Genomic DNA, 11,446 nt, shown 5'->3' with positions numbered 1-11,446 from the left:
AGCACGGCCACCGACAACATCACGAACAGAAGCGAATAAATCGCGTACAATGTTTGCACCCATAATAGCTTCACCATTTACAATATCGATATACTCAATAATCTCTTTACCTTGAATTCCAGAAGTTGTTGTTACAATCATGACTGACACTCTCCTAATAAGTTGTAGTTTTGATAAGCTTTCTTATGTCTTTATTATGACATGGAAAAAGTATCTAATCCATTGAATTACCTTACAGGAATGTGACAGTTTTGTAATAATAAAGCGCACATTATGTTTAATTTTAATAAAGCGCTTTAACATTGGGATACATAAACGATTCTCTATTTTCTTTCCAATCCTTTTCTACTTCTTTAAAGGTTGGTCGCCCTAATTCTTCATTGTTTTCATGTTTACTAAACCACTTCTTCACATACTTCTCTCCATTTTTACTTTGAACTGTACAAAGGAAACTATTACTGCTATCCTTTAATATTTTTACAATCACGAAAAGGCACCTCTTCCCTTTTAAATAACATGATAGAACTTGATCTTTTACTATAAGCCCTTCCTCTCTTATAGTCATACGACTCCTCGGCCGCGCCAAAGTTGTAAGATCAAAAAAAAAAACGATATTCACTTTGTTTACATTTTTCATCATTTTATTTAAAGAAATCAGAGTTATAGGCATTATGCTTATCAAATATTTTATAGATTTCTAACTTATCGTCTAATTTTGCATCTACTAAAATTAATATATTGCCATCGTAAATATATTCTTCATACTTTTTAGCATGTTCTTCTGGAATTCCTAACCCTATAAATGCTCCTATTAAACTTCCAGCTCCTCCGCCAATACCGGCTCCTCCAATAGCTGCTGCGATCGGTCCTGCTGCTACGATTGGACCCATTCCAGAAACGGCAAGTATACCAAGACCTGTTAATAAACCACCGAGTCCGCCTGCTACACCTCCTGCTACAAGCCCTGTCGCTGAAAAGATATCCGCTTTATGTGCAGTTTCATGATTTACTTTTTCACCCGATTTTTCTTCAAGGTGTTCAATTTCCTTTTGATCTTTCGCAATAGCTGAAATGTTATCTGCTGAGTATCCTTTATCATTTAATTCATTAATAACGAGTGCCGCATCATCAATTGTTCTAAAAACACCTACTATTTTTCTATCTAAATCCATAACTATTAACCTCCTAAAATTTTATATAATGTTTCTTTATTTTTCTTCATTTCTGTATACACTAATCTTCTTATTAACATAACCATTTACGAAAAAAGCGAATAGTAAAAGCACTACAAGCGAACTACTTAACAAGTAAATTAAATCAAATGTAATATCAATCATCATTTCATTCATGTATACCAGGCTCCTTTTTATTTAAAGTAAAAGTATATTTTGATGGACTAATCTACTAAACATAGACATCTTACAATTCATCTTCAGTCAATCTCTTTGTAGTATATGTATACCCTTCCTAACCTTTTCTAAACGTAAAAAACTATACTTATATTTTTTCTTATTTATATGTTTAACATTTTTTAAAACGGGTATGTTTATATTGTTATGCTTACTATATGGAAAGGAATATTACGATGAACGCCATTCACTCTACTACTATTTCTTATAATGAAACACCTACAATAACTCAGATTCATCATTTTTATGCTTTAATGACAACATTTCAAGCTAATTTGTTTATAAGTAAACATGGAACAATGACATCAATCAAAAATTTAAGCACTCTAGTATCCTTTTTCCTTACTGTAAAAAAGAAAGATCTTATATTATTTATTTTTGAAGGAATAGATGCAAAAAGAGCTTTAAGAACACTCTTCCCTTCTTAGAATGTTTGTTACCCTCTATTCCCTCGTTTACTACCTTTCATATATGTTTTTATATTTCAAAATGATTTCCTCTATTAAAAAAGAACCCCCTAATACAATAGGGGGATTTCTAGTTTGGCCTTATGAAAACTGATATAATATATATTACGTTTTTCATTCTTTAAAATAGAAAAGTTTTAATAACCTTGAAGGTAGGAATTTTTAATGAACTCGAAAGCAAAATTTAGTATTCGTTACAAAATTATGGCTGGTTATTTAGTTATCATTTTGTTCTTACTTGTTTCTTTCATTATGTTAAACAATGAGATTTCCAACTTACAAAAATCTCGTAATTTTATTATTGATCACGATTTTAAAGTTCTCAATTTAACGAATCAAGTGGAGAAAGAGTTACTAACAATTGAAAATAAAGCGAAAGGGTTTATCATTTCTAATAACCCTAATTACGTGCAATCCCTTAACTCTGCGGAAAAGGATTACGAAAAACATTATCAAGATCTTTTTTCTTTATTAGAGGATAACCCCTCTCAGCAAGAAAAATTAAAACAGATTAACGAAAACATTACTAGTTGGATTAATAAAGAGATTCACCCACTCATTACAAATAATAATAGTAATAATGTACAAACAATTGACACGACTCAAATTCAGTCATTACAGTCGCAGCTAACTAACTTCCGGAGCACTGAGGAGCAACTAACGAAAAAAAGAGCTGCACAATTAGATATTGAAAATAATAAATTAGAGATTTGGTTATACAGTTTATTGTTCTTACTTTCTTTTATTTCCATTATTGTTTCACTCTATATTTCGAATTCCATTACAAAAACGATTAAAAATGTAATTCAAGCTATTAAATCAATTTCTTCTAAAGAAAAAATTACGGAAAGAATTCATGTAAATACACATGATGAAATAAAAGATCTTGCTCATACAACGAACCACTTACTAGACGAAATATCGAAAAGAGAGTGGTTACAAACTGAGCTTGCAGAATTAATTTTAATGTATCAAGGTGTATCTTCTATTGAGATGTTAGGTAAAAAAATTCTTAGTGGAATTATACAAAAAACGCAAACTTCTTGCGGTGCATTTTATGTACGTGAAGAATATGAAGAAACTGTCTACTATGTGAAAAAAGCTTCTTTCGCCGATCAAGGTGCTGATATTGGAAAACAATCCATTAAAATGGGTGAAGGTTTCATTGGACAGTCTGCCTTAGAAAAGAAAAGTTTTATTCTCAGGGATATACCCGAAGAGTTTCGTTATGTCACTAGCGGAGTATTAGAAATACGTCCTAAAAATCTACTAGTCATCCCTATCTTATTTGAGGATGAGGTGATTGCAGTAATGGAGTTAGTAAGTGTAACTGAGATTTCAGACTTACATCAAGATTTAATTCAACAAACTATTGATAATCTAGGTTTAACAATCCATAGCATTATAGGACGTATGCGAATTCAAACTCTTTTACATGAATCACAAGCAATGACCGAAGAGTTACAAGTTCAATCAGAAGAATTACAAACGCAAGCTGAAGAACTACAAATGCAGGCTGAAGAATTACGAACAACGAATGAACAATTAGAGTCTAGAACTGAAGAAGCTGAACAAAAGACAGCTGACTTACAAATTACCAAATCAGAATTAGAAGAAAAAGCAAGCGAGTTGTTACGCAGCTCAAAATACAAATCTGAGTTCCTAGCAAATATGTCACATGAATTACGCACACCGTTAAATAGTATTTTATTATTATCTGAAATGTTACGAGAAAATCATGATAATCATTTATCGGATGATGAAATTGAACTAGCAACTGTCATTCATTCATCAGGGAAAGACTTACTTACTTTAATTAATGACATACTAGATTTATCTAAAGTAGAAGCAGGCAAACTAGACATCATTTTTGAAGCAACGAACATAAGTGACATGGCAGCCAATATGCATCAAAACTTTTTACATATAGCTGCACAAAAAAATGTCGAATTTACTATTGAAGACAGTGATACGATTCCTGATTTGTTTTATACAGATGCAAAACGGATTGAGCAAATTATTAAAAACTTATTATCCAATGCATTTAAATTCACGGAAAAAGGATCCGTGAATTTACATTTCGATTCAATAGAAACAACCAATTTAAGTCATGATATGCAGTCTATAAGTAAAGATTGGATTACAATTTCAGTAAAAGATACTGGTATTGGTATCGCTAAAGAACAGCATGAACTTATTTTCGAAGCCTTTCAACAGGCAGATGGAGCAACGATTCGAAAGTATGGTGGTACAGGATTAGGTTTATCTATTTGTAAAGAGTTTGCTAGATTGTTAGGTGGTTGGATTACGTTAGAGAGTAATGTAGGAGAAGGTAGTACTTTCACAGTATATATTCCTAACCTTCCAAATGGATTACATGATATACAGTTATCCAATTTAGAAGTCGCAGCAACGATAGAAGATGTTATTCCTGCTGAAGTTGTTGAAGAAACTATCGTTACTACCGAAACAAATAACGTCTTCCAAGAGAAAAACATTTTAATTGTCGATGATGATCATCGAAATATATTTGCGTTACAAAATGCATTAAAAAAACAAAATGCCAACATTATTACTGCCCAAAACGGCATAGAGTGTTTAGAAATACTAAAAAGCAATACAAATATTGACCTTATTTTAATGGATATTATGATGCCTAATATGGACGGTTATGAAACGATGGAAAATATCCGAATGAACTTAGGGTTACATGAAATACCTATTATCGCATTAACTGCTAAAGCAATGCCAAATGATAAGGAAAAATGTTTATCTGCTGGCGCTTCAGATTATATAAGTAAACCATTAAATCTACATCAACTCTATTCGGTAATGAGTGTATGGTTAATAAAATAAGTGAGGTTTAGTTGGAGTGGAAAATAAGTATTATAATTTTGATCCATCAGTAGATACGGATGAGCGCACGAACTTAGAAATTGAATTACTATTGGAAGCGGTATTTAAACTATCAGGATTTGATTTTCGCCAATATGCTCGCACATCTATTTATAGAAGGATTTGTAATCGAATGCAGCTCTCTAATATCCCAACCATTTCAAAATTAATTGAAAAAGTAATTCACGAGGAAGGGGTTTTAGAACAGTTATTAAATGATTTTTCGATTAATGTAACTGAGATGTTCCGTAACCCTGCCTTTTTTAAAGCGCTAAGAGAGCATGTTATTCCTGAATTGAAAAAGCAACCTGAAATTAGAATTTGGCATGCTGGATGCGCAACTGGTGAAGAAGTATTATCGATGTCCATCTTACTTCACGAAGAAGGATTAAGTGAAAAGTCGGTTATTTACGCAACAGATATGAATACAAATGTGTTAGAAAAAGCAAAACAAGCTATCCTCCCGTTAAATAAAATGCAAACTTATACGAAAAACTATTTACAAGCTGGCGGTACACAAGCATTTTCTAACTATTATTCAACAGATAATCGTTTTGCTTATTTTAATCCTTCACTGTTACAAAACATTATTTTTGCACAGCATAATTTAGTAACCGATCAATCTTTTAACGAGTTTCATATTATACTTTGTCGTAACGTTTTAATTTACTTTACAAGTAAACTTCAAAATCAAGTGCAGCAACTATTTTATGAAAGCTTAAGTCACAATGGATTTCTATGTTTAGGAAATAAAGAAACTCTTCGTTTTTCAAATATAATGCCGCATTATACCCAATTTAATCCTAGTGAACAAATTTATCAAAAAATACAATAAAGTGAAACTTTAATCAGTGGGGGGTATCCCCCACTGATTATTAGTTGAACCAATCGGGCGTTTACGGGCAGTTGATCTCCCACCTACCTTCTTTGCTTCAGACTAAATTTTTTGGTGGGAGTCTTACTGCCCGTTAATGCGGGATAAAAAGCGTATGAAATCCTCTGTTTGGATTTCATACGCTTTTTATTTCGCATTCGTTTGTATCATAATTAGACACATATCATCTGATTGCGCTTTCTTTTGTTCTTCCTTGTAAAACCCTTCTATCTCGCCTTCTAAATCTCCCCATTTTCTTTCTGTAAAAGTACGTAATTTCTCTTCAGACTCAAATTCATCATTTGCAATTGCTTCAAGAACACCATCTGTAAACAATAATATTTGAGCGTTCTTCTCAAAAGGTATAACTGTCTTTTTAACTTTTATTTCATCAAAAAATCCTACGGCACAACTCCCGCGATCTAGTTCAACTACATTTGTTTCATCAACTAAAACATATCCAGAAGGATGCCCTGCATTTACATATTCAACTGTTCTATCTTCTGTATTAACAACTAAGTATATCGCCGTAAAATAATAAGGAATATTATCATTTTCATTATGTAAAAGGGTCATATATTTATTTAATTCTTTAATAACGAGTTCTGGATCAATTAAACATTTAATTGTTTCACGTAATACAGACGAAATAAACATACAAACTAATGAAGCAGATACACCATGTCCCATCACATCTAATAATATAATACCGTAGCGATTTTCATCGATTTTATACCAATAATACATATCTCCAGCTAGTTTAAATGAAGGCAAGTAACTTGCTTCAATTTTTATATGATCTTCTCTTAATGGGCTACTTAATAAGTTTCTTTGTACTTGCGTAGCTAAATCTAGTTCATTCCGAAGATTTTCTTCTTGTTCTTTATGCCAATTTAATTCTGATTTCAAGCGTAACGCTACACGCATACGTGCTAATAATTCAACTTTATTTATAGGTTTCGTAATATAATCCATTGCCCCCATATCAAGAGCTTCGGCCAATTTATTTGCATCCTCTAAAGCTGTAACAAAAATAATAGGGATATCTTTAAACTTCTCCTCTTTTTGTAATCGCCTACAAACTTCAAGTCCATCAATTTCAGGCATCATAATATCTAATAGTATTAAATCAATTTCATTATGCCTGGAAGAATCTTTTCCAAACTGTATGTATTCGAAGAGCTCTTGTGCAGAATTGAGCGATACAAGATCATGATATCCGGCTTGTTTTAAAATCTTCTCAATTACAAATATGTTAACCGGATTATCATCGACAATTAAAATGGACACAAGTTATTTCCCCTTTTCTTATTTAAAATGTAAATCTATTATCATTTTCTATTTTTCTAGTATTACATACTCAGTTACAAAATGAAAATTTCTTACTCAAACATATTTATACAACAAAAGAACAAACCCCTAGAAATAGGAATTTGTTCTTTCACTCTATAAATTTCTACTTTTAATTTAAAACCATTGCTTTATCATTTAAAAGACGATCTAATTCTTCCATATGATTTGTTTCATCTGCAATCATATCTTCTAGTTTTACAACTAACTCTGTCATATTTAATTTCGCTGCCTGTTCTTTTCTCGTTTCATAACGCTTAATTGTTTCATATTCTGATTGTCTAGCTGATTCTAACATTTCTCTAACATCTTCTACTTGTTTCACTGGTAAAGGGATCGTAGTAGGTGTACCACCTAGCGTCTTAATTTTCTCCGCTAAATATAGGGCATGTCCTTGTTCATCACTAATTTCAGATTCAAAGAAAGGTTTTAACACTTGTCTATATATACCAGAAACTGTAGCTGCATTATGGTTATACATAATAATTGCTGAGTATTCTCCTGCTAAATCTTCATTCAATCCTTCGATTAGTTCGTTCACATCGTGTGACATTTTCATATCTCCTCCTATACTTAATAAGTACCCCTTTTCTCATGTTTTAAACATAATTATTTTAAATTTTTATGTATCTAAAAATGCTGCTTGCTTCAATTTACTTATCGCTTGTCTTTTAATACGAGAAACGTGCATTTGTGAAATACCTAACCGTTCCCCTGTATCTTTTTGATTTAAATTTTCTCCAAATATATAATGAATAACGCTCTTTTCCGTATCATTTAATACGTTAAAAATATCCTCTAAAACGAGACGTCTTTCTGTCTGTTCATACCCTTGCTCTACTTCACCTACAGATTCAATTCTCGCTACCGAACTTCCATCCGATGAATTTTCAACTACATCATCTAAGGAAGATACTCGATAATTATTTTTAGCATCCATAATCTCTAGAACTTCCTCTTCCGATAGTCCTAAATGATTTGCAATTTCTATTATCTTCGGTGAACGTTGCAGGTGATCTGTTAACTCCTCTATCGCAAGTTTAATTTTCCCACCCAAATCTTTAATTCGCCTTGGAACGTGAATACCCCAAGTTTTATCACGTAAATACTTCTTTATTTCGCCTACTATTGTAGGTATTGCAAAAGGCTCAAAAGCATTCCCTATCGAATAATCATACCTTCTTATTGCGCCTAAGAGCCCTAACATCCCTACTTGTATAATATCCTCATGCATCGGCCCGCCTTTTGAATAGCGATATGCAATGGAATATACGAGATTTTTATAATGATCAACTAACCTTTCCTGCGCTTCATTACATTGGTTTTGTTGGAATTCTGCAATTAGCTTAATAACGTCTTCTTTAGTAAGAGTTGTAGGTTGAGATTGGATTTCCATCATTCTCCACCTGCTCTCTTTGTATATATTTTGTCATTAAAACTGTCATGCCCTCATCATGCATAATCTGTATATCATCCATTAACGTATTGATTAAATATAAACCTAAACCATTTTCCGGCAAATGTTCTACTGGTTTACTAATATCATACGGACCAACTTTCCTTTTTAAGCTGCTAAAATCAAAGCTAACCCCATTATCCGCAACCATAATTTCTAATCGATCTTCATATAAGCCAAAGACAATTGTAATTTCTCCGACGTCTTCTTTGTATGCATGTTGTACAATGTTTGTACATGCTTCACTAATAGCAATTTTCATATCTTCTATATCGTCATAAGCAAAGCCCATTCGATTCGCAACACCAGCCATTGTTAAACGAATAATAGCCACATATTCTGCCTTTGCAGGAATTTTCATTTCTATCTTTTCAAATTTCTCCATCATCCCTAGTCACCTTCTTTCTACTTTTTCAAAATCGGAATTCAAGTTTAATATTTCTGTTAACCCTGTAATATCAAATAATCTTTTTAATCTTTTAGATACACCGATAAACTCTAGCTTGCCATCATTTTTCTTAACTGCTTTTAATAGCGCTATAAAAACACCTAAACCAGTACTATCCATATAATCTACCTTGTTAAAATCTACTACGATATAAACCTCTTTCTCGCTTGCAATAGGCATAATCTTATTTTTTAAATCTGATGCCGTATACGCATCAATTTCACCATTAAGTTGTACCGTATAACCTACATCATTTTGCAAAATATTTATTTCCAAATTCATCATTTCCGCCCCCTTATCTCGAACTTTTACTATTTAATTACCCATAAAAATTAGTTTTAAACATATTTTTTTATTTTCATTATAAATAAATTTTCTACACCTTTCTCGGCTTAACACTTAAAAAATACTACCGAATGTTTAAAACTTATAAATTTGTGTATGTATAATGTATAAACATTATTTTTAGGGGGATCTATCTATGGAAGAGCACAACTTTAAAAAGGGAGATTTTGTTCAATTTTCTTATCGACACGATCATGCTACAACGTTAGTTGGTTCCATTATTAACATACTAACAAATACAATTGTAGTTGATATAGGTAATAGCGAGGACTTATCTCATATAGAACCGAGGCAGGTCGTAAGAATAAATAATTGTGAAAAAGTAACGATGGTTTAATACATAATAGAAAGTGTAATTTCAATGAGCGGGGGGCCTTCATCCCCCGCTCATTCCTATGTAGATTACATTAAAAAAGCATCCAAATTAGTTTAATTGGATGCTTTTTTATGTATATTTATCAGTTCATTCACTTTATAGTTATATATAATAAACTTAAGATTACCATTCATTATCATACTTACGCTTTCCGCAGCATTCTAGAGAAGAATGTAATGATTAAAATAAAGACGATTGCACCTAATAACGCTGGAAGAACAAAAATGCCTCCCCATTCAGGACCCCAATGACCAAATAATGCACTACCTACCCAAGATCCAATTAAACCAGCAATCACATTACCAACTATACCTAAAGGAAAGTCTTTTCCCGTAATCATTCCGGCTAACGCACCAATAAGTCCACCTACAATACACGTAATAATAAGTCCCACAATTAAACCTCCTATATTGTTTTTATATTTGATTTATCAAGCTTTGGTATGTAACCAAAGCTTGATAAACATGTATTATTCTTTATTATCCAACCCATCACTTATCTTTTGTTTCACTTTTCCGACTTTTTCTTTTATAGTTCCCTTCGTCTTCTCCCACTTTCCTTCATTTTTCAACTCTCTATCTTCAGTAATTTCACCAATCCCTTCTTTTACTTGTCCTTTTTTCTTTTCAACTTTACCTGTAATTTGTTCTTTTAGCCCGCTCTCACTCATATTTCCCATCTCCTTTTCATAATAGATTTATAGATTTAAAGGATACAAATTAAATAGAATACGTGCATCTTCTTTCTTGTAACCATTCACCAACTCTTTCTAAATCCTTAACGAATAACAAGATTTTTCCTTCATCCAGCTTTTCTTCATAAAAGTTCGCTTCTTCCTCATTAAGCCCTAACTCTTGCATTTTATTTCTTAACTGATCTCCTGTTTTTTGAAAGACGTTAATAATGCTTGTCCCAAGTCCTTCCTCTTTTATCCCAATTGTATTCACGTCTGCATTATCTGCAATTCTATCTGTCCTCTCTTTCTCATGTGTTAACACATAAATATCTTTTTGTTCTATTCCTTTCTTCACTAGATCATTTGCCGCATTCATGACCTCTTTCTCCGTAATAAATTCATATACAAAAGGTTTACTATACTTCGTTTCCATCTTTAACTTCCTCCTTTAAAATGAATTATTTGTTATATTATATGTAGTACACCCATTTTCAAAATGTTAAACATAAAATATGAAAAAAGTTATGTGAATTTTGATTTTAATAGAAAATGAACAACATCATTTACCACTTTAAAACATCTTCTCCTTACAATAACTACCTAAATTAACAGAATATTGTTACAATTAAACTTGAGGAGGGATACTATGAAAAAAATCATATCTATATGCGCTCTAGCCGCTCTATCTTTTACTTTAATAGGCTGTACAAACACCTCGGCTACAGATAAAACTTCGCAGGCTAAGCAAGAACATACACAAAATACATTTCAATTAAATTCCGCTAATATTACAGACATTGAAATACTCAAAACAACAAATAATACTACTTCCAAATCTCAAACAGACAATGAAGAAATGATAAAATCTATCGTTTCGGCAGTTCAAAATGGAACACCTAAAACTATCACTTTAGATCAAAAAAAGAAACAATCTGCGCATTCTACTATGACCGTTACATATAAAGATGACTCAAAAGAAGAATTTCTTGTTTGGATTGATAATAAGGAACAAATTACAATTGCTAAAGATGAGAAGAAAGATAAGGTAGAAAGTATGATAGTGAATATTAAAGATGCTAAAATGATGAAGGATTTCTTTTAAAATTCTAGTTAACGTAAAAAAAGAGTGTTGGGAAACCCTTTAGGGGTT

General features: G+C 32.0%; 17 protein-coding genes. 5 read left to right on the top strand and 12 right to left on the bottom strand.

All coding sequences use genetic code 11. From position 1 onward, the window contains the following. From RT27_RS32520 to RT27_RS35400, 4 genes are all read right to left on the bottom strand, one after another. The coding region (locus tag RT27_RS32520; protein ID WP_156137694.1) for a heavy metal-binding domain-containing protein at positions 1-141 on the bottom strand (141 nt) is incomplete at its 3' end. 142 nt (positions 142-283) lie between these two features. After that, on the bottom strand, positions 284-487 hold the full coding sequence (locus RT27_RS26855; protein ID WP_140163941.1) for a DUF4028 family protein: 204 nt from the start codon (positions 485-487) through the stop codon (positions 284-286). 154 nt (positions 488-641) lie between these two features. Then, positions 642-1,172, bottom strand: coding sequence for a general stress protein (locus RT27_RS26850; protein WP_029442050.1), 531 nt, complete (start codon positions 1,170-1,172; stop codon positions 642-644). A gap of 36 nt (positions 1,173-1,208) precedes the next feature. Continuing rightward, positions 1,209-1,349 carry a hypothetical protein gene (locus RT27_RS35400; protein ID WP_001004567.1) on the bottom strand — a complete coding sequence of 47 codons (141 nt, stop codon included), beginning with the start codon at positions 1,347-1,349 and terminating at the stop codon, positions 1,209-1,211. 236 nt (positions 1,350-1,585) lie between these two features. Between RT27_RS35400 and RT27_RS26845 the strand changes: the two genes are divergently transcribed. From RT27_RS26845 to RT27_RS26835, 3 genes are all read left to right on the top strand, one after another. Beyond that, positions 1,586-1,837 (top strand): hypothetical protein, encoded by a 252-nt coding sequence (locus RT27_RS26845; protein WP_000991350.1) that lies wholly within the window; start codon positions 1,586-1,588, stop codon positions 1,835-1,837. Positions 1,838-2,041: 204 nt separating this feature from the next. After that, positions 2,042-4,732, top strand: coding sequence for an ATP-binding protein (locus tag RT27_RS26840; protein ID WP_043938256.1), 2,691 nt, complete (start codon positions 2,042-2,044; stop codon positions 4,730-4,732). 16 nt (positions 4,733-4,748) lie between these two features. Next, entirely contained in the window at positions 4,749-5,606 is an 858-nt protein-coding gene (locus tag RT27_RS26835; protein WP_000429043.1) for a protein-glutamate O-methyltransferase CheR, read from the top strand. 186 nt (positions 5,607-5,792) lie between these two features. Here RT27_RS26835 and RT27_RS26830 read toward each other — a convergent pair whose 3' ends face one another. From RT27_RS26830 to rsbV, 5 genes are all read right to left on the bottom strand, one after another. Continuing rightward, a complete protein-coding gene (locus RT27_RS26830; RefSeq protein ID WP_029442048.1) occupies positions 5,793-6,935 on the bottom strand; it encodes a fused response regulator/phosphatase in 1,143 nt (380 codons plus the stop codon). Between the two features lie 172 nt (positions 6,936-7,107). After that, on the bottom strand, positions 7,108-7,548 hold the full coding sequence (locus tag RT27_RS26825; RefSeq protein ID WP_029442047.1) for a ferritin-like domain-containing protein: 441 nt from the start codon (positions 7,546-7,548) through the stop codon (positions 7,108-7,110). A 69-nt stretch (positions 7,549-7,617) separates the two neighbouring features. After that, on the bottom strand, positions 7,618-8,394 hold the full coding sequence (gene sigB, locus RT27_RS26820) for an RNA polymerase sigma factor SigB (RefSeq protein WP_002083014.1): 777 nt from the start codon (positions 8,392-8,394) through the stop codon (positions 7,618-7,620). After that, complete coding sequence (gene rsbW, locus RT27_RS26815; RefSeq protein ID WP_029442046.1) at positions 8,357-8,839, bottom strand: anti-sigma B factor RsbW; 483 nt, start codon at positions 8,837-8,839, stop codon at positions 8,357-8,359. The genes sigB and rsbW overlap by 38 nt, the downstream gene beginning before the upstream one ends. A gap of 6 nt (positions 8,840-8,845) precedes the next feature. Then, complete coding sequence (gene rsbV, locus RT27_RS26810; RefSeq protein WP_029442045.1) at positions 8,846-9,184, bottom strand: anti sigma b factor antagonist RsbV; 339 nt, start codon at positions 9,182-9,184, stop codon at positions 8,846-8,848. 196 nt (positions 9,185-9,380) lie between these two features. Between rsbV and RT27_RS26805 the strand changes: the two genes are divergently transcribed. Continuing rightward, positions 9,381-9,581: a hypothetical protein gene (locus RT27_RS26805; protein WP_029442044.1), complete on the top strand. Its 201-nt coding sequence runs from the start codon at positions 9,381-9,383 to the stop codon at positions 9,579-9,581. 181 nt (positions 9,582-9,762) lie between these two features. Here RT27_RS26805 and RT27_RS26800 read toward each other — a convergent pair whose 3' ends face one another. The 3 genes from RT27_RS26800 to RT27_RS26790 form a co-directional block, all read right to left on the bottom strand. After that, on the bottom strand, positions 9,763-10,014 hold the full coding sequence (locus tag RT27_RS26800) for a GlsB/YeaQ/YmgE family stress response membrane protein (RefSeq protein WP_029442043.1): 252 nt from the start codon (positions 10,012-10,014) through the stop codon (positions 9,763-9,765). Between the two features lie 75 nt (positions 10,015-10,089). Then, positions 10,090-10,290, bottom strand: coding sequence for a CsbD family protein (locus RT27_RS26795; RefSeq protein WP_029442042.1), 201 nt, complete (start codon positions 10,288-10,290; stop codon positions 10,090-10,092). 49 nt (positions 10,291-10,339) lie between these two features. Then, positions 10,340-10,729 (bottom strand): general stress protein, encoded by a 390-nt coding sequence (locus RT27_RS26790; protein WP_000448819.1) that lies wholly within the window; start codon positions 10,727-10,729, stop codon positions 10,340-10,342. Between the two features lie 213 nt (positions 10,730-10,942). Between RT27_RS26790 and RT27_RS26785 the strand changes: the two genes are divergently transcribed. Continuing rightward, positions 10,943-11,398 carry a hypothetical protein gene (locus RT27_RS26785; protein WP_043938253.1) on the top strand — a complete coding sequence of 152 codons (456 nt, stop codon included), beginning with the start codon at positions 10,943-10,945 and terminating at the stop codon, positions 11,396-11,398. The last annotated feature ends 48 nt before the right edge of the window (positions 11,399-11,446 follow it).

The organism is Bacillus sp. L_1B0_5 (genome assembly GCF_000836715.1).
Taxonomy (GTDB): domain Bacteria; phylum Bacillota; class Bacilli; order Bacillales; family Bacillaceae_G; genus Bacillus_A; species Bacillus_A thuringiensis_S.
Note: the sequence above shows the minus strand (reverse complement) of the source record. Positions and strands in the feature narration are given on the sequence as shown.